This window comes from Oscillatoria sp. CS-180 (genome assembly GCF_028330965.1).
GTDB lineage: Bacteria > Cyanobacteriota > Cyanobacteriia > Phormidesmidales > Phormidesmidaceae > Halomicronema.
This window is the reverse complement of the sequence record NZ_JAQMUB010000097.1, coordinates 19,333-42,449: the sequence shown is the minus strand read 5'-3', so window position 1 is coordinate 42,449 and position 23,117 is coordinate 19,333. Positions and strand designations below refer to the sequence as shown.

Genomic DNA, 23,117 nt, shown 5'->3' with positions numbered 1-23,117 from the left:
CTGTTATTGTTGATGACGTTTCAGACGTTAAATCGATATCAAACCTCCTCTTTAACGTGAACTGAACGGTCATTTGATGTCGAAGCGCTTCGCTTCTTGACTATTAGAATAAACCTGCTGAAGCGTCATTCTTTCAGACTGCAAACAAAGTTCATTCTTTCATTTGATGACGTCGTCTCCCCTGGTTGGGGTGATCTCGCCTGAGTGTGCTGCATGGCCCGCGATCGCTCCGGAAACTGGTCTCACGAGGCTGCAGACCGCTGACGATATAACTGAAGCATCTGATTGATTTGTTGGCACGCTTCAGCATAAGAGCAGCCTTGATGCTGTTGTCGCCAAGCCACCAGGGCTGAGTAGCTGGTTTGCTGACGCATCAGGTCATGAAATTCATCGGGAAGAGGAGTCATCGAATCCCTACTTGTGAAAGCCCTGTAGCTGCGGGTCAAGGCCCGGTGTCTCTCCATTGTGCGGGCACCGAGTGTGTAAAGCCGGACAATGTTAGCGATCTGGGGGAGCTAAGCTCGCTTCGGTGAGGGTGGTGGGCGCAAGCCCTGGCCTTCTGCGGGGGCGGTGCCGTGTCGTGGTACGCTGAAAGGCGCGACCGCCTGAGGTAAAAGGGAAAGCTGTAAGCCTTCCGGCCAAGCATCATCAATCGAGAGTTGTCCGAAGAATTCCGCTTTGAGCCGCCGCTGCTTGGCTCGAAACTGACTATCGAATTGGAGATGACAGACCGTACAAAGGGCCTTGAGATTGCTGGGGTCTTGATTGCTAGGCTGCTGATCGAGATGGGCGACTGTGAGCAGGTAGCGCCGGGGAGCCGCTTCAAACTTTGCCGAAAGTGGTGTTTGCTGCTGCCGCCACCGCTTCACCCGCTCCAGAAAATCGGCCAACAGTTCACTGGGCTGACGACAAGGCCGCTGACACTGCTGACAACACCACTGGGCCTGATGCTTAATCTGGAGCGCCAGGCTTTCCCAATTGTCTGGATACCTGGCCCGAATGATTGGCATGGCAACCGACGTCACTCACCGCCCGTAGGATAGCTGACTCAGGAGAAGATAGAGCATTTGATCTAAGACATGCAACATATCCAAAAAGGATGCTCGGCGTTGGCGGAGCCGCTCCTGCGGAGTATCGTTGGCGAAAAGCTTTAGCGCTGCCTAATCGAGGACATTTCGCCAGCCAACCTTTAAAACAAAAAGTCGGGTTGAAGAGTTCCCAAGGAAGCCTTCAGCCCGACTGGTGCTCAAAGAGCACACGCGAGTCTACAGGATGTTTTTAGAATGGCTCAGACAATTCATCCCCACCATAGGGATAAGTTCAGATTTATTCAGGTATCACTCAAAAACCAGTATTTATACGCAATTTCAACTCAAATAACAACATAGCGACAGTTCCAAATCAAACACCCCCAATGCCTAGTGCATCAGGGGTGTTTGCTGTAGCGGGCTCTGTATATTCGCGGTGTGGTCTGAGCACCAGGTGAATTCATCATGACCGAGCATGGTCACCACGGTAAAGAGGAAGCCCATAGATTTATGGAAACGAGATAAAAACCGATGCTGGTATGAAGTTTGTCGCTGAGCTTGACGATGGCGGCGACTGCAGCGACCGGCCAACGAAACCTCAAGCACCCGTCAACTCATCGCCTGGGGATTGAGCCGCCCCTGCGTCTGATCGTGGTAAACCAGTCATCCGCGCTCACATCCAATCCCGTCATCATCCCCATCAAAGCCATGCGGGTCAAAATCGGTTAACTCCTCAGGTTTATCAGCATCAGTCGGCAGGTAAACGCGAAAACGCCTATCGGCAATGTCTCCACAGTCTAAATCTGGTGGTGCTGGCGGAATGCAAACTTCGGCATAAGCTGGGTCACAGTCCGGCTCCGTCGCGTTCGGTTGAGCGATCGCGACAATTGATAATTGCATTGAAGCAGTCAGGCTGGCGAGCACTAATTCCATGTAGATGGGCAAACTGTTTTCGACATGACTATGGTTCCCCTTTTCAGGGAGGTGCAACTCATATGCTGGTGCGACATGGGCTGACAGTCCTGTTAATGGTGATCGCAGCGACTGGCTGTCAGCCTCACGAATCAGCGCCTGAGCCGGTCGCGGTGAGAGCGGTCGTCGATGGCGACACGCTGGAAGTTTACTTTGGTGAAACGCCTAAAACCGTAGACCTGTGCGGCATAAACGCACCCGAGCTAGAAGCACCGCTGGGGATAGAGGCAAAAGCGGCTCTGGAGTCCCTCGTTTACCGCGAAGGTGGGCAAGTTCACCTTGTGGTGACTGGACGCGGAAAAGACGGCGTCACAGTTGCGGAAGCCTGGTTTTTGAGCATGCCAGGGGAAATCGAAATCCACCTCAATTCAGAAATGCTGCTTCAGGGACTAGCGGTGGTGAATCCTGACGACGTCGAGACCTGCCCGAACTCGAACATTTACGTGGGGGCAGAAAACCGGGCGCAAGAGAACGCGGTCGGCATCTGGGAACGGTAGACAGCAAATCGCGCTGAGCCCACCTGAGGCAAGAGGGTGGCAACTAACGACTTTGTTTAGGCTGCCAGATGCGAACCGTAGGAATCTCATCCCAATGGGTAGTGTAGCGCTGCGAAAAATACTCCGATCGCATCTGCCACGACGGATTGAGGCCCATCGCCCCGAACTTCACCGCATCCGGCTGTAGCTTACGGTTCAAACCGTCAATGGTGGCCATCAAGCGATCTCGCTTTTCGGTGTTAACCGGAGCGCTAAAGAGATTGCCCTGGACTGCCCCAGCCGGGGATAACTCAGTGGCAATCACTTTTGCCTTGAGATATTCATATCCCGGCTTAAACGCTGCCTCGGCCAACTGCATCGCCATTGGTATCAAGACAGCGGTGTCATTAGTGGGTGGGTCTAGTTCCACCGAGCGGGCAGCGGCATACTGATTTTGCTCACGGTAATAGCTGGTGCGCATCGACACGGCAAACTGACGAGCCACCAACCCATCATCCCGCAGCTTTTCCGCACAGCGAGTGGTGTAAGTCGCCACCGCCTCTTTGATGTCTGACAATTCAGTGACCAAATGACCGAAGGAACGCGACACAATCCGCATCGTCTTCGGGGCCGCTACCGGCTCCATTGGAAAGCAGGGAACGCCGCGTAGTTCCATAACCGTCCGCCGCGTTAAGATGCCAAACTTCTTCTTGATCAGCTTTTCGTTAGCCTGTTTGAGATCCAGCACCTGCTTGATGCCGAGGGCATTGAGTTTGGCCCGTAGGTTCTTGCCGATGCCCCAGACCTCACCGATGTCGATCACGGCCAAGACAGCATCAATATCCTCTAACGTCTCGAAGTCGAGCACGCCCTCGATATCTGGGTTGCGCTTCGCCACCTGCGCCGCCAACTTGGCTAACGTCTTCGTCTTAGCGATGCCCACTGAAACCGGAATGCCGGTCCACTGCTGCACTGTAGTACGCATCTGCTGACCGTAGTCCGTCAGGTCACGATTAACAAAACCCTGTAGCCCCAGAAAAGCCTCATCAATGGAGTACTGCTCGACTTCAGGACTGAAGTGCTGCAGGGTCTCAATAACCCGCCTGGACATGTCTTTGTAAAGCACCGGATTGGATGAGAACACATGCAATTCTCCCCGCTCCACCAAGTCCTTGATCGAGAAGAGCGTCGCCTGCATTTTGACAATCTGCTTGGCCTCGGGCGATCGCGCGACGACACAGCCGTCATTGTTGGAGAGCACTGCGACTGGCTGACCTTCGAGATCAGGCCGAAAGACCTTTTCACAGGAGGCAAAAAACGAATTGCAGTCCACCAAAGCAAACATGTTGGGTTAGACCTGGCGAATGATATGGGTCACGACTCCCCAGACTTCCAGCGAGGTGACAGTACCCTGATGAAAATCCTCTACTGGCACCCAATGAGCGCCGTGCTGCTGCACTCGCAGCACCTGCATCTGGCCATCGATGATTCCGACAACCAAGGAGTGATTCTGAACCGTTAAAGACCGATCAACCACCAGCAGATCGCCGGGTAAGACTGCCGCATCCGCTGCGGCATCGCCATCCACGCGCATGAAGAAAATGGCTGCGGGGTTGTGGATTAAATGACGATTGAGATCGAGGCTCTGTTCGATGGCATCGCCGGGGACGGGAAAGCCCATTGACCTGGTCCATTGAGTGAATCGTGTATCCGTCGGCATCCAAGCTAGACTCGCGGGCGACTGCTACCCCTTGCCCTATTCTGCCCTTTCCTGACGGCTTTGATACCTAACTTTCGTACTCACCCCCTGCCCTGTGACAACAAGCGCGTCAGAATCTTCCTCTTGCATCCGATAAGGACAAGTTCTCAAGTTCCTAGCTTCTTCAACCACTTCTGAAGCGCTACAGCCACCAGCTCATTGAGCGTCACCCTGGTTTGTGGACCGCCCAAGACTGCTCGGTAGTATCCCTCAATCCTCACCGGTGTCATCGAGCGATGGCTCGCATTCGAAATTAAATACTTCCTAGGCCATTTGCTCTTGGGAGTAGCTTCCCACTCTGCCTGCAGACGCATGTTCCCCAAGCCCTTGGGAACATGACCGACGTACGTGACCATGCTGTCTTGCAGCCAAAGCCTTAAGCGACCAGTACGCTCCGGCTTACGTGGAGATATGACATGAGTCGGCAACGTTAGCCAGAGAAAGACCACTGGCTGCTGCTGGCTGCGGTGAAAACAGATTTCTGCACAGAGCTTTGTCTTGCCCGTGCCATACTGAATGGTCGTCTTGCTGACCATTTCCTGCATTCGGGAATGAAAACTTAGGATCTGCTCCCGTGCCGCTAAAATCGCCTGCTGATCCGCCGCGGAACAGCCTCCTAACCACTTCATTAATAAATCTGGTACTAACGGTAAATCGCTTCGCTGCGGCCCCAACTCAACTTCTCGAAACGGCAGCGTCATCCTTGTAGAAGGACGCTCAGCATCCTCAAACTGGAGCTCAAGAAAGAACGATTCCTCTTTAACTACCCTGACGCGAATGAACTCAAAAGATAAACGACTGTATTGCCGGTCAATCTCATTGTGGCGGTGAAAAGTCGGCGCGATCGCAATCAGCCGAAGCGGTTGGGTGTAATCAATATGCTCTGAAAGTGGCCTCTCTTCAAGCAGATTGGCGTAATACCGAGTCAGCTGTTGAACGATGTAGCGGTCTTCAGTGTTCTTCAACTCTAGAATGGCTAGCTGCCCTGTAGGTGAGAGTGCCAAAATGTCGCAGATTTCACCCATCACTGCATATTGCCGTCGAAAGGGCTTGAGCTGAAGTAGAGTTTCTAGGCGTTCCCAAATCAAGTCTTCGAGGGCTAACTCACTGGTAAATTCCCAACTTTTCCCCACTGGTTGAAGCGAGACGTTGCTTAGTTCTATACCCATCAGTCTGCCAGCTTAATCTCCCTCAGCTTAGAAAACCCACCAACAAAGCTAAACCTAACGCAGTTGGGCATCCTAAAAGCAAAGCCGCAACCCCACTCTATGGCAACTCTGATTCCGGCCTATGGCAGCTGCGCCACCCGCATGACCGCTGGAGAGCGTCGGTTAGCCCAATGCCTCAGAGCCAAACTCGATGACGACTATTTGCTCTGGTACGACGTTCCCGTTGGCCCCCAATACCGGCATCCTGATTTTATTCTGCTGCACCCGTGCCGAGGTCTCTTTGTTCTGGAAGTCAAAGACTGGAAGCTAGAAACCATTCGCAAAGTCAACCCGGAGCAATTTCTAATCGCTCCTCATGGGCAGCCCAAGCACGTTCAAAATCCCCTACAGCAAGCCCGTGATTACGTCTTGGAGATGTGTTCGCTGCTAGAGCAAGACTCGCAGCTCGTGCAGCCTCAAGGTCGTTACCAAGGCAAACTTCTCTGCCCCTATGCCTATGGAGTCGTTCTGCCTCAGATCACACGCCGCCAGTTTGACTCCCAACCAGTCTTGGCCGAAGTCATTCCGTCTCATCTCGTGATTTGTAAAGACGAAATGACCGAGAGCGTCGATCCAGGACACTTTCAGCAGCGGCTTTGGACTATGAGCCACTACGACTTTGGCAACACCCTTACCAATGAGCAGATTGACCGCATCCGCTGGCACCTCTACCCTGATCTGCGCATCTCAGCCAAGCAGCTCTCTTTCTTCGACGATGAACCTACCGAAACCCTCCAAACTGCGATTCCACAGATCCTCAAGGTAATGGACTTGCAGCAAGAACAACTCGCTCGCAGCCTCGGGGAAGGGCATCGGGTGATTCATGGGGTGGCCGGTTCGGGCAAGACCTTGATTCTGGCTTATCGCTGTCAGCACCTGGCGGAAACCCTACAGTCGGTTTTGGTGCTGTGCTTTAACGTGGCTCTGGCTTCCAGACTGCGAATGCTGATGGAAGAAAAGGGTCTCGACCGCATCGTCACAGTGCGCCACTTCCATGGCTGGTGCATGGATCAGCTCAAGCAGCATCGGCTACCGCGTCCCGACGGAAACAAGTACAGGGGAGGCGCTTTCATTGAGCAATTGGAAAAGTCCGTGGTGGCCGCCGTCGATGCCGGACAGATTCCAGCGGGGCAATATGGCGCGGTCATGGTGGATGAAGGCCATGATTTTGAACCAGAATGGCTGAAACTGGTGGCTCAAATGGTGAGCCCTTCCACTGATTCCTTGCTAGTGCTCTATGACGACGCCCAGAATCTCTACGGGCAACGCGCGAGCCGTCAGTTCAGCTTTAAAAGTGTCGGCATCAAGGCCCAGGGCCGCACTACGATTCTGAAGCTCAACTATCGGAATACGGCTCAAGTGTTGATGCTGGCCTATGAGTTTGCTAGAGAGGTGATGGAACCGCTGAATGTCGCCGATGAGGATATGCCACCGCTGATTATGCCCAACAGTGCCGGACGAGAGGGGCCAGTACCCGAGTTGATGAAATGTTCGGGGTTTGGGCAGGAGATTATGCGGATTCGCGATCGCGCCCAGCAGTTGCAAGAGCGGGGCATTCCCTGGAATGAGATGGCGATTCTCTACCGCAGCAAATGGATGGGGGAGCGGATCTTTCGGGAGTTAACGAAGGCGGAGCTGCCGGTGGCCTGGATCAACAAGGATCGCGACAGCCGCAACTTTGACCCCTCAGAGCGAAGCATTAAGCTGATGACGATGCACGCGAGCAAGGGGCTGGAGTTTCCGGTAGTGTTTATTCCAGGGTTAGGATATTTGCCGAACCCGCATCAAGCGATGTCCCTCCGGGACGGCTCCGCCAACGCGGAAGAGGCACGATTGCTCTATGTGGCGATGACGAGGGCAATTGAGGTGTTGGTGTTGACGTGCGATCGCCGGTCAAGGTTTGTCGAGCGGATTGAGGGGGCTTTGAAGAAGGTGGTATAGGTAGATGTGTCACTCCCTCTATCTGTCTATTAGTCTGCTTTTGGCTTATCTGCTAATGGGATGCCCTGGTCCCCTCAGCCAAAATCTTCATAGCTAACCTGAGTTCGGGATAAGGAATCGCTCAAACCGTTGCATTATGTTGGCTTCTAGAAAATCAACTGTCCCAAGCTTTCTCAATAAGCCCCAGTATTGAGAATATTCTCGTTAGTGACTCTTATTGCAAAAATGGTGAAGAAGGAGTTTCTGGTAAGTTCTTGCACTGCCTGGCTTTTGGGGCTTTACTTAACCCGAACTGACGTTAGCTAAAAGGAAATGATGAGCATTAGGGCTTGAGCTAGCATTGAGGCATCGTCGCCGATGGTGGATACCATGTCCAACCCCCCTTCTTCCCAATCCATCAATATTCATGGCAGTCACGTTTCTGGAGCACAAATTGGGCAGGCTGAACGGGATGTCACCCAAGTACAAACTGATCACTCCGTGGCGAAAGGTGTTGCAAATACCCAGGCCGAGGCAATTGATCTCTTGGCAGTGCTAGAAGCTCACATACAAAAAAGTCTCCTTCCTGTTGAGCAGCGTGATAAAGCCCTGAGCTATCTCAGTGCCGCTAAAACGGAAGCCGCTAGTGAGTCTCCTGATAAGGACTTTGCCGCCATGAGCTTGAAAAAGCTCGCAGGCGTGCTCCAGGATGCAAACGAATCCATCGAAACCAGTCAAAGTATCTGGGCAAATGTGAAACCTTTGCTCGAAAAGCTACTGCCATGGCTTGGGGTAGCAGCAAGCTTCTTCGTCTAGCTTTTTCGTCTCACTGCATTCCATGCATTTCGGATTCAGAAACTGTGGTTCTCGAACAGTTCCCCCTGAAACGCCTGACAAAAAGAGCACATGATGAATGACCCTACACCACCGGAATCTGATCAGGATCTCAACATTCGGGATAGCTCAGTAGAGGATGCTCAAGTCGGTCAGGCTCGCGGGAACCTGACGCAAATAAAAAATTCAGTCATCCACTTTGTCCAAAAACCAGTCAGTATAGCGGTTTCTGCCCTGATAGCGATCGTGGGTAGTATTGGCATTATTGTGGCCGGACGGCAAAACAATGTCATCAACATTGAGGGCGGTGTGGGGGAAGGAGCTACCGTTGCCAATCAGCTCCAGATTTTTCAGGGCGATTCTCCCGAAGAGAAGCGGCGCAAGATCAATCAAGCCAAAGCCCTCATAGCAGAGGAGGTCTTCACTAATATCACAAACCTGGATGCACGGCTGAATCTATTGCCTGTTGCCTTGACGGGGGACAGTAGCGATGACTTTGATGCACGACTCGGGACAGTCCGGGAGCAAGTCGCCCCAGCATTGAGTCAAACATTTGAAGGGAGTTATCAGCAATTAATTCAAAAGCAGGCGATCGCCGCCCTGCGGAGTGCCTTTGCCAGTTATCCCCTCTATGAGGTGCGGGAACCCCTCATCCAGGTACTGCTAGATGGCAACGTTAACGCCTCACGGGTCGAAGCCTTCTACAGCCGCTTGACAGAGGTCCGAGACGCTTCAGAGTCGCTGTTACAAGAGTTGTCAGAGGCTGCCGAGGTCAAGCACTCAAATAATCCAGACTTAGTAACCCACCATGAAAAACGGGTAAAGCTGGCGATCCGCAAGCTGGAGAATCGATCACAACTCGCCCACCTATCAGCGTTAATGCTGTTAGACAATTTGGAGAGTCCTCTCGCCGATGCCAAAGCCAAGCTCAGCACTCTCAAGGTGCTGGCACCTCGTGAACTGCTCCCCCAGCAGGAGGTAGCTCCCCTCATGGCAACCGCCGTATCGGAGGGCGAACAGTTAGTGGTACAACGCGCTGCCCTACTGGAAGAAGCGAAAAAACTGCGAGATGCCGCCCTAGACGATTATGCTCAGGTCAATGAATCACTTGTAATTCAAGACTCTGATCCCTGGAATATTGTGGTGGCTAAGGCGATCAGTTTACGGCAGCTAGGCCGCACATCGGAGGCGATCGCAGCATTTTCTCGCTATGCCGATATGTTTGCCGACAGCGATCCAACTGCTCGCCAGTATGTTCGCACGGCACAGCAACTGACACTGCAACTGGAACAGCTAGCAATCACGGGCGGTGTCTATCTCTATGAAATAGTTCCCAATGGAGCAGCAGATCGAATTGGACTGCAAACGGGGGACATTATCGTGCGCTACGGTGATCGCCCCATCGCTACCATGCCAGATCTCGTTAATGCCTTGCAAACTGCCACTCCCCGTGAGCCAATCTCACTCACCTGGCTACGGATGGCGGAAACTGGCACCTTTCAACGCCAGACTCATCAGGTGCCGAGCGGACCGTTAGGGGCAGGCATGATGCCCATTTAGGGTGCTATGCCTGCCCTATCCTGGTACCGATAGCTGACGACCATTGTCCTGCGGCTGAATGCCGAGAATGTAGGGCACTGCTGACTTTGCCCACGCTGACAGAGACGTATAGGTGGCGGCGGCTTCACCAAAGCAGGTTTCCAGCATTTCAGTATGGATGATGCCTGGGTTTAGCGCCACCGCTGCCATGCCGTCCGGCAGTTCCTGAGCAATCGCCTGAGTTAACCCTTCCACGGCCCATTTGGTGGCGCAGTAGGGAGCCACTCCTGGCGAGGTAGAGCGTCCCCAACCGGAGCTGAAGTTGATGATGAGGCCCGATCGCTGCTCCAGCATCGGCGGCACAAAATGGCGAATAACGTTAATCATGCCGTTGAGATTGACCTTAATCACCGCCTCACAGTCGGCTACGGGCACGGCCCATAGCGGAGCCGGGGTATTGATTAGCCCCGCATTGTTGATCACCAGATCAGGTACACCATTGTGGTTTAGAACCTGCTGACACCATTGACTAACACTGGCATCATCGGCGATGTCAATAGCCGCAAACTGGTGTGGTAACGGGTAGGCTTGCGTGAGTTCATCCATTTTGGCGGCATTGCGGGCACAGCCCGAGACCCGATGCCCTTGGGCGATGAAGGCTTCTGTCATCACCCGCCCTAGCCCCTGGCTGACCCCGGTAATGACAATATGTTTATTCATGGCTCGCTGGGCTGGGATTGATGGAGTGCCCAATGATCCTAACGGATGTTGCCATCATGCTCCTACATCCTTATCCTCACTAAAGTCTTGCAGAATCACCTCGGCCACGGCCTCAGGTGCATCAATGTGAGGCGCATGGTCAGCCCCGGCGATCCACTCCAAACGACTGCGAGCGATCGCTTGTTTAAACTTCCAGGCATCTTCAGTGCCGAGTGTGTTGTCGCGCGTGCCCCAAAGGATCAAGGTGGGCTGTTGGATAGCAGCAATATGCTGAGTCAAGTAGCCATAGCCACCACTCTGGGTAAATGAAACGATGGCTTGCTTCCAGCCGGGCATCGCTTGATGGAGCATGGCACACAGAATTTTGTCCGTTTGGCTTGAGCTGGTAAACGGCAGCATTGCCGTTGCCTGAAACGCCATGCTTTTACGCAACCGCAGCCAGTCGGCTCCCCAGTTCAGCAGCGAGGCATCCAGATACTGACCCAGCGGAAAACTGCCAGAAAAGCCGACACTATCCACCAGAATGAGTCGCTCTACACAGTCCGGATGCCTCAGCGCAAAGTCAATGGCGATCGCCCCGCCCAGCGAAGCCCCCAGCAGTAAGACCGGACGGTTAATTAACTGCTGCCAAGTGGCGTAAAGATGCTGGCGAATCGTGCTGGGTGCGATCGCGATAGACGGCAGAGAGGCTGTGAAGCCAAATCCCAACACATCAAGTGCATAGGTGGCTTTGTGGGGAGCCAGGTAAGGAATCAAGTGGCGAAATTCTAAGGCAGAGCTGTCAAACACAGGGAGCAGGATCAGAGGCGCTGAGTCGTCTGGTGTAGGCTTGCCGGTCGCCATCACGGCGGTCGGTACCGGCACCGGAGGAGCGCCAGTCACCAGATCAGAGACCGTGATGGGTTGGCGTTGCAGGTGATTGAGGAAGGCAATGGCATCGCCGTTCTGAATCTGCTGAGCCAGGAGCGGCAGAAACGGTTCGAGGTCAGACTTCGGAATGATGCGGTTAAAGGACATATCCAAATACACTCACCAGCTGACGTCGCTTGAACATCTTCCTGCTTTTGAGCGAGAGAAACATCAATGCTGCTTTATCGAACGGTCCCTATACCAGTCTGATCATCATTGATTCAGCAACGCTCAATTTGGTATTGCATCCATCACTACACCGCAGCCTTACAGTTTTAGGACTCCTCTTGTGCTCACTCTTCAAGCAATCGAGCCTGTTGTCTCCTCCTCAGCCGCTAGTGTCTGACTAACAACGATCTCTCGTCGCAACAGAATTAACAGCGCCAAGGCAATCACCGCGCTTAAAACGAAGTACAGCCAGAGCTTTGCGCCAACTGCCGTGGGATGGTCCAATGCCCACCCGCCGAGACTAGGCCCAATCAGGAAGCCGATCGCCCAGCATTGCGACTCTAGCGAGAAGTAAATGCCCCGCAGAGAGGCGGGCGCTAACTCACCGACTAAAGCCGATGCGGACGGGCCATACAGGACATCAGCGATCGCTAAACAGGCCATGGCGCTCACAACGGCCACTAGTGCTACTTGGGGGACGGCATGAGGCAGCCAAATCATGACAAATCCCAAGCACCACACGATCAGGGCAGCGATCAACAAACTGCTATGCGATCGCGAGCGGAATACGCGAGTTAGCGGTAATTGCAGGCAGATTTTAAGGATCACATGCCAAACGAAAAAGTAGCTAATAAACTGCCCTGAGAACCCGGTCTCAGTGTTGCCCCCCGGCATAAAATTAGCTAAATAAAGCGGTAAGGTGCTGCTGGATTGCGCGGCATAGATGGGAAAGAACAGGTTGGCGAGGAGATAGATTGCAAATGCGCGATCGCGTAAAGCTTTTCCCCAATCGGCCCAGGCAGTCAAAGGTGCGTCTGTGTGACGGGTTTCCGCAATTGTGAACCAGATGACGGCGCTAAATAAGAGATAGAGTACTCCTTTAGCGATGAAGAGAACCGGATAACTGCCAGCAGCAGCAATATACTGCCCCGCCATTAACGCGCCTACCGCCAGGCCCAAATGATCCGCAAGACGGGCCAGGGCCATCGCTTCAGTAAGATGTTCTGGCTCGGTCAAATCAGTGGTGACCGTCAAGGTGGCGGGCCAATAGAGGCTAATGCCTAAGCCCAACAGTAAATTGCCCGCTACCAATACAGCGAACGTGTGGGCAGAGGCTAGGAGGAAGCTGCCTAAAGCAGCAATGACAGCTGACAACAGTAGCGTGCCGCGACGCCCCAATTTAGGCGAGTTTAGAGCATTGCCGGCAAAAAATCGGCCAACGAGACCTGAGACCCCGATACTGCCCTGAGCCAGGCCCACTTGGGTCGGTGAAAAGCCTAATTCGTTTACGAAGTAAATTGAGGCATAGACTAGCGTGAAGCCCTGACCAATGAACAGCATCAGTTGACCGAAAGAGAGAATCCAAATTTCTCGTTTGAGGGGAGGCAGCCATGCTCTCAGCTGTTGTAAAGGCTGAGATAGGGCGGAAAGATTCTCCATAAGTGTTTTTTAGTTAGGGCTTGGACATGGGGGTGGTTATTAGCCTAACGTGAGCGAGCCTACGGGCTTTTTCCTGACAGTATATGGACTCTGGGAAGCACGTTCGATCGCATCGACTGATAAATCTGGTGGATCAACTCAATCGTCGGTTTGGCCCTGAGACAGTGCGAAGCGCGGCGGCAGGAAGGGAGCAAGGGTGGCAGACACGATTCTCCTTCGGAGACGTTGCACGAACGCCCCAGGACACAACTCGTTGGGATGAGTTGATGAAGGCTGATTGAAATTTAGTGTAATTTGTAGTGTAATTCCTTTCCTTTACCGAGATAGGTCGTTTGCACTAATTCAAGGTTTACGCTAAAACTTACACTAAATATTGAGGTTGATGTTGTGCCCCGACGCATTGATCCTAAATGTCTGGACTGCGCTCAGTTATCCGTAGCTGAGGCACGCCAACAACACGGTCCAGAGGGAGACGGTTGCTGGGACGAGAGCCGTTGCCACCGCAGGCGATCGCACTATCGCAATCGTCGGGATAACAATGCCTCACGGCGGAGTCTCTATCAGCAGAGGCAATGCACAAGAAAGCCGGAGACGCTGGTAGTGCCTGTCGCTTTAAAGCCTGTGGCCTACTTGTATCTATATCGCCAGAAGCGGCAGGATGCCCCACTCCACGCCATCGCTGTTTCGGTATGGAAAGGCGACCAGCAGGTTTTGCAGGTAAAGCCGATTCATTGCGCGGGGATGCGGAATCAGCAGATTCAGGGATACTTGACGGATGTCCTCAAAACCCTTCGTGAGCAGTTTGGTATTACGAAGTTTGAGCCGGAAATCCGAATGGAGCCCACGGAATGTCCCATCAGACCCTGCCCATTGAAGCCAAAGACGACGGCAGAGTTAGCTCATGACCCATCCGCCTGAACAGCTAGAACTGGCACTTGAAGATGCCGCTGAAACCCCTGCCATAGCTAACTTGAAAGCTCTTTGCCAGCAGTTTGAAGTAGCCTCATCTCAATTGTCTATTCAGGAGCAGTTGACTTTGGGGAGTCAGGTGTTCGAGCGTCTAGCCGAGATTTATCAAGCCAAGGCTGAATGGCTTTTGGAGGAATGGGAGAATACCCATGACCCCCAAGACCCTAACGTACCGGGAGACTGGCTCCAGGGCTTTGTGCGGCAGTCACAACACGTTGACCTGTCAGACCTAACGGCCCCTGTCCAACGGCGTCCTCGCACAGCCTCTAGCAAGACGAAGAAGGCATCAGGAACGGTGGTGGGCGAAGTGCCTAAAGAAAACGTCCTGAAGATGTTGGACGAGGTGGAACTGGCAGAGCAAAAAGCAGCCGCGATCGCCGTTGCCCATGAAGAACGAATTGAGGAATGGGTAGCGGACATCCACGCCTGGTTTCAGGTTCACCCTCACCCAATTCCGCTACTAGACCTCCGACAGGCTTTAGATTGGCCGTTGGTGCAGCTCTGGCTCAGCCTACTGCTGGGGGGATTTGAGCTGGAAGCAATAGAGCCGTCTTTCTATAGTCTCCAAATCCTCGTATCGACCTGTCCGCAATAGGTCAAGAACCTGGCTGCGCCTTGCCCAGGTACTTCGACCGCAGCTTGCCGCCCTGCCAGTACCGCAAATAGAGATAGGGGCCGTGCTGCTTATTGCCACGAGGAATGTACTTCGCTTCGATATGCCCTCTCGCTCCCTTTGTCCTTGCCTGCTCAAATTCATCTTTCCCACCGCCATCATCATCCGCAGCATCTTTGGGATTCACCTGGGAAGGTTCCAGCGCTTCAATCAATCCTGCGAGCGCTGCCTGTAGCGCTCGCAGGTCGGATGACTTCCAAGTTGAGAGAGAGGGGAGAAGCTTGTCGGTCGGGGACTTAGGGGACATAATTTGTTAGGGAACATTCTTAATCATTATACTCCCAGATATTCCCTAACACTTCACTAACGTGAAGTCTTAGATTGTCCTCACCACTGAATCACCTTCCGATCAACTGTGCTTCGACTCAACATACTTACCAAGCTTGTTTAGCCTTTCATAGATGTCGAGAAACATGCGTCGGGCACGAGTATCTTCTTGAACAAGAGGCGACTGACTCAATTCTTGCATTCTTGTGATGGACTGCTCATAAATTGAATTAGGATTTTGTGTAAAAGCGTTTTCCAGCTCAACACCTGTGGACTTATCCTCTTTGGTAAGTTTGACAATAAGCGCTTGCAAGTCCTTCTTACTGAGGAGACTCCCTTCTTTCAACAAGCGATTGTGAAAGCGACTATCAACTTTATTGATCAAGAGAGCATTGGTCGGGCTGATCTGTCCAGCTTCTAATGCCCTGCGAATCTTTTGGGCTAGATCTAGAAATTTCAAACGGCTGTTAACCATCGTTCCCAGTGTGACACCGATAGAGTTAAGGACGCCGTGAGCGACCTGCGCCTTTTGATGATGCACTTCATCACGGTCATCAGGATTTGTTTTGCCGATCGCATCATTCTGCATAGCAAATAGCAGACTCTTTACTCCGGCTTCACTCAGATTCAATTTCAGACACAGTAGATCAACAACCGATATCGCCTGCTCTAGAGGACTAATTTTCTCCTTCAAGGCATCTGTCGTCAGGGCATAGGCCAGGGCCTCATCATCCGAGATATTCTGCCTCACATAAGCTTTGATTTTGGATAATCCGGCGACTTTGTGAGCCTCATGCCGCCTAGCCCCATCCATGATTTCGTAGCCATCAGGGGTATGTCGCACAACAATGGGCTCTTTTAATCCATCTTCCTTAATGGACTCAGCCAAATCTTGAAGTGCAACTGGCTCAAAATATTTTCGCGGTTGATCAACTGATTGGTTGCCGGAACGAATTGATAGCGGTTTGATAGCATCAACGGGGAGCTCAGCCCAGCCATCACCACCTCCATTACTATTGGCCAGCCCTTCAAGCTGAGCCTTTAATGTTTCAATTTCGGTATCCTTTTCCTGCAAAAGAGTTTGCGTTTGAGAGCCTACAGCTCCAGCGACCAAAGTAGAAATCTTCCTTTTCTCTCGCACCATCCTAATTTTCTCCCGCAAGGTTGTTGGCAATCTCTTGAGCAATCGACGCAAAAACCGTGTTTATCCCCTCTCCTGGTCGATAAATTCCCAGAGGTAAACCATAATCTGCCGCATTGCCAAGCAGTCTGGTTTCTCGAATGGGATCAAACAACTTAATCGGATCGGGTAGGCTCTGCAAAATACTTGGCAAAGTTTCCGACTCGTCTGCAACACCTTCACCCATATGGTTGCGGTGCATAGCTGCATCCTTCTGATAGGCATTCGGGACAATGCCCAAGATCTGAGGGGGTGGGTTTAACCTGAGCTTACTGCGATATTGATACACCCAATCAATCAACTTAAATCCAGCATTAATTGCTTTGGTATTTGGATGCAGGACAATCAAAACATGAGTACAGGCAGCCAAAGCCAACTCATGATATCGCTCGATTGTTCCTGGGCAGTCGAAAATCAGAACATCATGCTTTAGTGGATAGTCTTCGAGCGCATCCGATAGCAGATACACCCCTCTCGGCTCCTGATCAATACGCTTAACGGCCTCGTATAGAGGCAATCCCCCTAAGCAGGCAGAGACCCCAGCAATCTTATCCTCCCAAATAGGAAGCAATGGCCAATCCCCCTTGAATTCTGAAGGAGCCAGGACATGGGCTAAAGTTTGTTCTGCCGAGGGATCTTCCAATCCTGTAAACAATGCCAAAGAACCATTCGGATCGCAGTCCACAAGTACCGTCGCCATCTCCATTCGCGCCAGCTGGTAAGCCGTGTTCACTGCTACTGTGCTCTTCCCTGTGCCGCCAGCACTGCTCATAATCGCAACTCTAAGTTGTTTTCGCTTCATTCCAACTCACCTAGCGTATAAATCCAGATTTTCACAGGCAGCAATCTCCCTGGATTCACAACGTATAAATCCAGATTTATACAGAATTATAGGTTCAACTTGCAAAGTATAAATCCAGATTTATACAAACTCACAAAATTGCTATCGCATCACGACTTGGTAAGTTACGAGCAGAGAAAATTCAGCGTTGGCGATCACTTATCGCTAAGTCGGCATGAGCACCTCCATAATCTGAGCGATGGACCGCCCTTGAGCTAGAAGCCTCTGCGTCATCTCTAGGAGTTGCTGCAAGGCTTCTCGACCCAAGGTGTAGAGCCGTTGGCCGATGGTTTGCTCGTGGTTTGGAGCAAAGTCAAACCGTTCCGATGATTGCCCAGAGGCCGGTGTGGCTTGGAGCAACGACTGCGCCACGCAACTCAGACAGAAGTGGCGTTTCACCGCTTCCTCCTTGCGTAGCTGAGCCGCCTCAAAGCCCACAATTTGCTTGGCAAACTCATGAAAGGTCTCAATCGGCCAGCGATAACTCCAGGTGGCAAAGGTGCGACTGCTGTCCCAATGCAGGGCATCGGTCAACAAAAATCGCGGGGTATCGCTCAGTTCAGCGGTTTCATGCACGATAACGAGCCGTTTCGAGCCATACTTTTTCAACCGCACGGTCTTGGTAAAAGCCCAAATTTCTCGTTTCCGGCCGTTGCGGCAAGTGACCACTTTGGGGCGAAAGCTCTCGGGATGTTCGAGACGCAACCGCTGGGCGACCCCATCCACCCGCTGCCACTGCCCTTGCCAGAGAATCAGGCGAGAGCTTTCAATCTCACTCACCCAGTGCTTGCCAGAGGCTTCAATCAATTCAGTTAACGGCCTTGAGAGCACCCCACAATCGAAGGCATAGTCCGCTTGCGGAAACTCGCCTTCGGCTTCCAACTGTCGCACCATATCAACGGCCATCTCGGTGCGCTTGCGGTAAGCTAAGCGGTTCTTTTGATAGTGCAGCAGTTCCTCTAGGCGCTGATGCACTTGCTCCATCTGCTCATAGCTTTCTTGAGCGGTCATCTCTAAGTACGCCAACTCTTCTCGCTGGTAGTTCGGAAACTGCACCTCAACGGCGACCCCATCGACCCGATGCGGATTGGCAATCGCCGCTGTCACCACCGTTTGATACCGACTCCAGCAACGATTGACGTAATCATAAGCCGCTTTCGCGCCGTAGATGTTCTTGCTGTAGGGATGATGGGCAAAGGTCCAATCCAGGCTCAGCACCGCCCTGCCGCGACCCCGATGCGCGGGAGCGACGACCTGACGATGCCGTTGCATCAAGTCCTCGCAATTCCATCCCGCGGACTCAAACACTGCCGCATGCATCGCCCGACGCTGAACCCCCTCGCCCTCAGGCCACACCCACTGGGCATGGATCCCTTGCAACGTCTTATTTGGACTCAACAATAGACCCGTCAGATAACGGCTCACTTGGGCAAAGCCAGCGATGCGGCAGAACACCGCACGATACGGTTGTAAGTGCTTTCTCAGCGTTTGAGGAATCTGAACCAACGGCAGCATGGAGACAACCCCACTCGGATACTGGTGCTGATTTCCTAACACAGCAATGCTCTCGCTTTTTTCTTTCTTCAGAACATGCCAAGTCGTGTCGCATTGCATCTCTAGGATTTTTTCTAGAGATGCACCACGCTTATTCGCATTACTCCGCCCACTCTCGACCTAGGAACTGTGCGAGGAGTTGAGGTAGATGCTGTGCTTGCGTCCCAGATCCAGTACTGCTGTGCTGTCGCCTTGAGGCTCTAGAAAATTTTTCTGGAGAAAACTTATGGTTATCTCAAGGGAGAAACTGCCACCACTGCACTTTCTCCATGAAGCGGAAGAAAACGCTTTCTTCCAAATGGCGCAAGAGCTAGCACCTCGATTCAAGCCTCATGTGCTTTCCAGTGGCGCGGGCGTTGATAGCAATGCTCTGCTGGTTCGCTACTGCGAAATGTCGGATGCAGAGCGAGGATTCCCACTCTGTAATCTGGTCGTCATCCACGCCGTCGTGGGTGGGGAGTCTGTCGAGACAAAGCGGATCATGGAGGAAACTATCTTCCCGCTATGTCGTGAGCACAATATCTGGTTTATCCAAGCCCACCGCAACGGTGAGTTTGAACGACACGGCATCACGGTGCTGTCCTCCACGCGGCAACCCGTCGAATACTTTCAGCGGGGCTCCTACAGCTTGCTACTGGAGCTGATCATGTCGGGTACTGTGCCGCAGCGAAATGGTTCAAAGCGGCTCTGTACATTGAAATTCAAGGGGTGGGTGATTGACGAGATCGCTTCCTATCTGTTTGGGGATAGTCCCCGTGAGCGGTTCATCGGGTTTAACGCGGATGAGGCAAAGCGGGCAGCAAAGGATCAAAGCGTCACAGTGCAGACACCCATTTACGAGGTGGGGTTTAATGCGGACGAGGTGAGTCGCCTCAAGGAAAAGAACTTTGGTGATCAGCCTTACGACTATTCCATCGCTTTCAATGCCAATGAAGCCAGTCGGATCAAGGAAAGCCCTGAACGCCAACAGGTGTTTCGATTTCCGCTGATCGAGATGGGGTTGGGGCGAAAGTGGTGTGAAGATTATCTAGATGCTTTCCTGGTGCGCCAAACTTCAGGTCGCATCACCCGAGGCAAAAAGTCCTACTGCGTCAATTCCTGTCCATTCTCCGAGTGCAATGGCAAGAAACGCCTGAAGGGGAATAACACCCATTCTGACCTCCGTGAGGATTGGCTAAACGAGCCGGAGTATGGCGGTGAAGCTGCATTCATCGAGCATATTTCACTGGGCTTGAACGTGAATCAACCTCTCTACGGACGTAAGACGGTTATTGAGGCGCTGTTGGAGAGCAATAACGGTAAGGCTGTCGAGCACTATTACCACCTGCTTGACGGTAACGATTGGCCCGCCTGGGTGGCCGAGCGACTGACTGACGAAATCGGCATCCAGCGCGAATATGGCGGTGAGCTAGCAGCTCGTCAGGCTCAGTATCTTCTGGAGGGTAAAACCTGGGCTGTCTATTGCGTGCGAAGAATCTTTGACGGCAAAGCCAAGGCTCCCTACCGCCAAACTCGGATTCTTCATCAAGGGACGCAGCAGAGCAGCCAGGAATATCTACGTGAGCTAAGCGATCGCTACGGCAAACGTCCGGTTCACGAGAAGTTATCCCTGCGGCTTTGGACAATTCCCCGACCCGAGCCAATTATCACAGTCAGTGTCGGGCGAAATGGCAAACCCAGGAAGAAGGTGGAAAAGCCCAAGCCGCCTTTCGTTGAAGAACAGTTTGTCGTACTGCCAGCCGCGCCATACGAAAAGCAGCGCATTTTAGACGAAGCCTATGACCTGAAGTGGGCAATGATCACCGGCCAAGTTCCCAACGTTTTAGGAGAAAATCATGACGATCGCAATCCCGGTTTCCGAATCTCTCGCAAAGCTCGTTCAGCTAAGCGGCGAAAAGCGAATTGAGCTGCCCGTTGTTCAAGGGTGGCAGTCCGGCAACTTTTACTGGATGACTAACATTCGTATGTCTGAGCTTGCCGAATACTTTCGCCCGTTCTTTGAGCGTGAGCGAGACGGCAAAAAGCGGCCCCTTACTCTGGCCCAGAGAACGCTCAATCCATCGAGAGTCAAGAAGGTAGCTCAATACATCTTGAAAGGGTGCTTGCCTCATGAGAGCTATGTCCTTCCCCCGGTAACTGTGACCGTAGATATTTCACAGAATGAAACCTTTGAGTTTTGTGGAGTGGAGTTTGAGGATGACGTTGGGATCTCATCGTTAGAAGCCTTTACCCCGGAGTTTGGTACTCTGTCACTGCCAGCTTCAGCCACGCTTTGGCTGGCAGATGGACAGCATCGCATAAGGGGGGCTATTGAAGCCCATTTAAGGGGGGAGCCCCTCGTACAGCAGGAGACGCTCGGGGTGATGCTGATCCCTGATGCGGACGGACGGCGGCGTAAACAGATGTTCTTGGACATCAATAAACATGCCGCGAAACCATCACAGAGTATCATCGCCCTCTTTGATAGTGGAGATCCCTACTGTGAGATTGCCCGAGCCGTCTTGATGGGGGTTCCCATCTTTGAGGGGCGGACAGCGCTAGAGGCGACGAATGCCAAAGGCGATGACCTCTTTACGATGAATACCTTGAAAGAGTGCTCGAAGTTGCTTTGCAAGGGGCTGGAAGGGGACTTATCCAAGTTGGCTGTGTCCTTCTGGAAGGCCGTCAGTAAGCATCACCCCGATTGGCAAACCGTTGATGCGAATACTAACGCCGAAACCTTAAGAGCAGAGACCATGAGTTTCCATGCGATTTCTCTGAATGCCCTGAGCGTTCTAGGGAATCATCAGCATCGAAAAGGATGTGGCCTAACCTGGCTGAAACGTCTCAATCAGGTGAATTGGAGTGCTTATAATCCAGACCTGGAGAGGGTGTGTCGCTTCGGTGGTCGCATCACCAAGAACACGCGGACGGCGGCTGCCCTGGCTGCCTACTTTGCCCAACAGATGAATATCGAGCTGGATTAATCCGCGTTCGCGTAGCCGTTTCGACCTTAATTCGGAACGGCTATGTTTTTATACGAAACCCCTCCAAAACAATCAACTCAGCAGATTATGCCGAGTCGAGTCGAGCTGCGATCGCTGCATGAGAAACTGGAAGCGATCGCAGCAGCGCTGGAGCTGTCCCCCACGGCCCAACGGATGTTGACCGATCCGCAGACCAACTTTCAGTGTCGGCTTCGGCGGAGCCTGATGCGCCTAAGAACGGCGAGACTCGAAGTTGAACACGCCGCCGCGATCGTAAAGAGCCTACTTTCCTGAAGTGGCGCTATCGCTCTGAGGCTCTAGACCGAAGGGCCAGGGATGCTCTCTGCCGCTGCTCAGATCTCCCCATCAGGTAAAAGTGCCTTGTGCCGCCCGAAGTGCTGACGGTCACCCACCAGGGTGCAGTGCTCTCACTCTCAACAGCAACGCTCCTAACAACATCACCATCTCTGATCTGCATCTCTTCGCGAGGTGCAGATATTTTTGGCTGTCGCCACGCTGCTCTGATGTCTCGCATAAGAGTTCATAGCTATGACTAATGCAATTGTTCGCCTGCCTCAGACCAGTATTGAGCAAATCAATACGGCGGTTGACCATTACAACACCCTTGTCCTGTTTATCCAGCGCTCTCTGCGGGAAGGGCTTGATTACGGAACAATTAAAGGCTGCGGTGACAAACCCGTCCTGTTTAAGCCAGGGGCAGAAAAGATTGCCACCCTGTTTGGGTTACGTGAGTCGTTTGAGCGACTTGAGGCGATTAAAGACTGGACTGGGCAACAATTCAAAGAGCCCTTTTTTAACTTTGAATACAAATGCACTCTCAGAGACCGTTTAGGCGATGTGGTGGCAGAGTGTGTTGCCAGTTGTAACTCATGGGAGGAGAAGTATCGCTACCGTACATCTGGGCGGACTTGCCCAAAATGTGGAGCGGCAGCCATTAAGCGCAGTAACTACCCCGATAAGCAAACTGGCGATAAAGGTTGGTACTGCCACACAAAGTCTGGTGGATGCAACGCCAAGTTCCAGAGCGATGACCCTCAAATCATCTCGCAGCAACAGGGCAAAGTGCCCAACGATCGTGTCTTCGATCAGGTCAACACCATCGACAAAATGGCCCAAAAGCGGTCCTTCGTCGGATCGGTGATACTGGCCGCAAATGCCAGCAATTTCTTTGCGGTCGAACATAGCGAAATTCAGACCCTTGACGCAGACTTCGAGCCTTTGGAAGACGTCAGTAGCGCGGCTCGTCTAGAGCGGATGCCCATCGAGGGCGAAGAGATGGATCAGGGGCAGCTCAATCGAGATCGCATCCGACTGGTCATTGAGAGGACTGGACACACGCTGGCACAGGTCAAACAGATGGCGGGCAAGACCGCCGATCAGCTCAACGATGAGGAGATGCAGAGCTTGATTGAGCAACTCCTAATTGAGTGGGGGCGAACCCGGCACCATGTCTCAGTTCAGATTGCCCGACAACTGATTAATAAGATTAGAGCCGAACAGCCAAGAATCACTGACAACAACCTGATTCATCGCTTTGCCCTGCGCTGTAGTGAAGCCCTATCCGAGCAAGTCCCTGTCCGGCGTCAAGCCACGACTGTTAACGGAGTCGGCATTGACTGACGACATCAAAGCATGAAACGGCATCTCTGATTTTCAGGGATGCCGTTTTCTGT

At 52.6% G+C, this 23,117-nt stretch carries 24 protein-coding genes; 11 read left to right on the top strand and 13 right to left on the bottom strand.

Annotated features, from left to right (window positions below; genetic code table 11):
* Positions 1-242: 242 nt before the first annotated feature.
* From PN498_RS26560 to PN498_RS26550, 3 genes are all read right to left on the bottom strand, one after another.
* A complete protein-coding gene (locus PN498_RS26560) occupies positions 243-407 on the bottom strand; it encodes a hypothetical protein (protein WP_272066483.1) in 165 nt (54 codons plus the stop codon).
* 108 nt (positions 408-515) lie between these two features.
* Positions 516-1,010 (bottom strand): hypothetical protein, encoded by a 495-nt coding sequence (locus tag PN498_RS26555; RefSeq protein WP_272066482.1) that lies wholly within the window; start codon positions 1,008-1,010, stop codon positions 516-518.
* A gap of 681 nt (positions 1,011-1,691) precedes the next feature.
* A complete protein-coding gene (locus PN498_RS26550) occupies positions 1,692-1,928 on the bottom strand; it encodes a hypothetical protein (protein ID WP_272066481.1) in 237 nt (78 codons plus the stop codon).
* 95 nt (positions 1,929-2,023) lie between these two features.
* Between PN498_RS26550 and PN498_RS26545 the strand changes: the two genes are divergently transcribed.
* Positions 2,024-2,497 (top strand): thermonuclease family protein, encoded by a 474-nt coding sequence (locus PN498_RS26545; protein ID WP_272066480.1) that lies wholly within the window; start codon positions 2,024-2,026, stop codon positions 2,495-2,497.
* Positions 2,498-2,540: 43 nt separating this feature from the next.
* On the opposite strand, the gene PN498_RS26540 is transcribed toward PN498_RS26545, so the two are convergent.
* The 3 genes from PN498_RS26540 to PN498_RS26530 all read right to left on the bottom strand — a co-directional run bounded on the left by PN498_RS26540 (position 2,541) and on the right by PN498_RS26530 (position 5,404).
* Positions 2,541-3,821 (bottom strand): Y-family DNA polymerase, encoded by a 1,281-nt coding sequence (locus PN498_RS26540; protein ID WP_272066479.1) that lies wholly within the window; start codon positions 3,819-3,821, stop codon positions 2,541-2,543.
* Between the two features lie 6 nt (positions 3,822-3,827).
* Complete coding sequence (locus PN498_RS26535) at positions 3,828-4,157, bottom strand: S24 family peptidase (RefSeq protein WP_272066478.1); 330 nt, start codon at positions 4,155-4,157, stop codon at positions 3,828-3,830.
* Positions 4,158-4,342: 185 nt separating this feature from the next.
* Positions 4,343-5,404, bottom strand: a complete 1,062-nt coding sequence (locus tag PN498_RS26530) for an endonuclease NucS domain-containing protein (protein WP_272066477.1) — start codon at positions 5,402-5,404, stop codon at positions 4,343-4,345.
* Between the two features lie 99 nt (positions 5,405-5,503).
* Here PN498_RS26530 and PN498_RS26525 point away from each other — a divergent pair, with 99 nt between their 5' ends.
* From PN498_RS26525 to PN498_RS26515, 3 genes are all read left to right on the top strand, one after another.
* Positions 5,504-7,384: a DEAD/DEAH box helicase gene (locus tag PN498_RS26525; RefSeq protein ID WP_272066476.1), complete on the top strand. Its 1,881-nt coding sequence runs from the start codon at positions 5,504-5,506 to the stop codon at positions 7,382-7,384.
* 369 nt (positions 7,385-7,753) lie between these two features.
* On the top strand, positions 7,754-8,179 hold the full coding sequence (locus PN498_RS26520; RefSeq protein WP_272066475.1) for a hypothetical protein: 426 nt from the start codon (positions 7,754-7,756) through the stop codon (positions 8,177-8,179).
* Positions 8,180-8,269: 90 nt separating this feature from the next.
* A complete protein-coding gene (locus PN498_RS26515; RefSeq protein ID WP_272066474.1) occupies positions 8,270-9,757 on the top strand; it encodes a PDZ domain-containing protein in 1,488 nt (495 codons plus the stop codon).
* A gap of 15 nt (positions 9,758-9,772) precedes the next feature.
* On the opposite strand, the gene PN498_RS26510 is transcribed toward PN498_RS26515, so the two are convergent.
* The 3 genes from PN498_RS26510 to PN498_RS26500 form a co-directional block, all read right to left on the bottom strand.
* Positions 9,773-10,456, bottom strand: coding sequence for an SDR family oxidoreductase (locus PN498_RS26510; RefSeq protein WP_272066473.1), 684 nt, complete (start codon positions 10,454-10,456; stop codon positions 9,773-9,775).
* Between the two features lie 54 nt (positions 10,457-10,510).
* The gene (locus PN498_RS26505; RefSeq protein WP_272066472.1) at positions 10,511-11,473 is read right to left on the bottom strand and encodes an alpha/beta fold hydrolase; all 963 of its coding nucleotides are present in this window, start codon (positions 11,471-11,473) and stop codon (positions 10,511-10,513) included.
* A 192-nt stretch (positions 11,474-11,665) separates the two neighbouring features.
* Positions 11,666-12,973, bottom strand: a complete 1,308-nt coding sequence (locus PN498_RS26500) for an MFS transporter (RefSeq protein WP_272066471.1) — start codon at positions 12,971-12,973, stop codon at positions 11,666-11,668.
* A gap of 83 nt (positions 12,974-13,056) precedes the next feature.
* On the opposite strand from PN498_RS26500, the gene PN498_RS26495 reads away from it, so the two are divergent.
* The 3 genes from PN498_RS26495 (at position 13,057) to PN498_RS26485 (ending at position 14,537) form a co-directional block, all read left to right on the top strand.
* Positions 13,057-13,254 carry a DUF4113 domain-containing protein gene (locus PN498_RS26495; protein WP_272066470.1) on the top strand — a complete coding sequence of 66 codons (198 nt, stop codon included), beginning with the start codon at positions 13,057-13,059 and terminating at the stop codon, positions 13,252-13,254.
* Between the two features lie 106 nt (positions 13,255-13,360).
* Positions 13,361-13,891, top strand: a complete 531-nt coding sequence (locus tag PN498_RS26490; protein WP_272066469.1) for a hypothetical protein — start codon at positions 13,361-13,363, stop codon at positions 13,889-13,891.
* Positions 13,875-14,537, top strand: coding sequence for a hypothetical protein (locus tag PN498_RS26485; RefSeq protein WP_272066468.1), 663 nt, complete (start codon positions 13,875-13,877; stop codon positions 14,535-14,537). Before PN498_RS26490 ends, PN498_RS26485 begins: the two co-directional genes overlap by 17 nt.
* A gap of 1 nt (position 14,538) precedes the next feature.
* Here PN498_RS26485 and PN498_RS26480 read toward each other — a convergent pair whose 3' ends face one another.
* The 4 genes from PN498_RS26480 to PN498_RS26465 form a co-directional block, all read right to left on the bottom strand.
* On the bottom strand, positions 14,539-14,862 hold the full coding sequence (locus tag PN498_RS26480; RefSeq protein WP_272066467.1) for a hypothetical protein: 324 nt from the start codon (positions 14,860-14,862) through the stop codon (positions 14,539-14,541).
* A gap of 102 nt (positions 14,863-14,964) precedes the next feature.
* Positions 14,965-16,026 (bottom strand): ParB/RepB/Spo0J family partition protein, encoded by a 1,062-nt coding sequence (locus PN498_RS26475; RefSeq protein ID WP_272066466.1) that lies wholly within the window; start codon positions 16,024-16,026, stop codon positions 14,965-14,967.
* Between the two features lies 1 nt (position 16,027).
* A complete protein-coding gene (locus PN498_RS26470) occupies positions 16,028-16,864 on the bottom strand; it encodes a ParA family protein (protein ID WP_272066465.1) in 837 nt (278 codons plus the stop codon).
* A 204-nt stretch (positions 16,865-17,068) separates the two neighbouring features.
* The gene (locus PN498_RS26465) at positions 17,069-18,517 is read right to left on the bottom strand and encodes a hypothetical protein (RefSeq protein ID WP_272066464.1); all 1,449 of its coding nucleotides are present in this window, start codon (positions 18,515-18,517) and stop codon (positions 17,069-17,071) included.
* Positions 18,518-18,683: 166 nt separating this feature from the next.
* On the opposite strand from PN498_RS26465, the gene PN498_RS26460 reads away from it, so the two are divergent.
* The 4 genes from PN498_RS26460 to PN498_RS26445 all read left to right on the top strand — a co-directional run bounded on the left by PN498_RS26460 (position 18,684) and on the right by PN498_RS26445 (position 23,064).
* Complete coding sequence (locus PN498_RS26460) at positions 18,684-20,363, top strand: hypothetical protein (RefSeq protein WP_272066463.1); 1,680 nt, start codon at positions 18,684-18,686, stop codon at positions 20,361-20,363.
* Entirely contained in the window at positions 20,293-21,423 is a 1,131-nt protein-coding gene (locus PN498_RS26455) for a DNA sulfur modification protein DndB (RefSeq protein ID WP_272066462.1), read from the top strand. The genes PN498_RS26460 and PN498_RS26455 overlap by 71 nt, the downstream gene beginning before the upstream one ends.
* A 42-nt stretch (positions 21,424-21,465) precedes the next feature.
* Entirely contained in the window at positions 21,466-21,717 is a 252-nt protein-coding gene (locus PN498_RS26450; RefSeq protein ID WP_272066461.1) for a hypothetical protein, read from the top strand.
* 255 nt (positions 21,718-21,972) lie between these two features.
* Complete coding sequence (locus tag PN498_RS26445) at positions 21,973-23,064, top strand: hypothetical protein (protein ID WP_272066460.1); 1,092 nt, start codon at positions 21,973-21,975, stop codon at positions 23,062-23,064.
* Positions 23,065-23,117 lie beyond the last annotated feature (53 nt).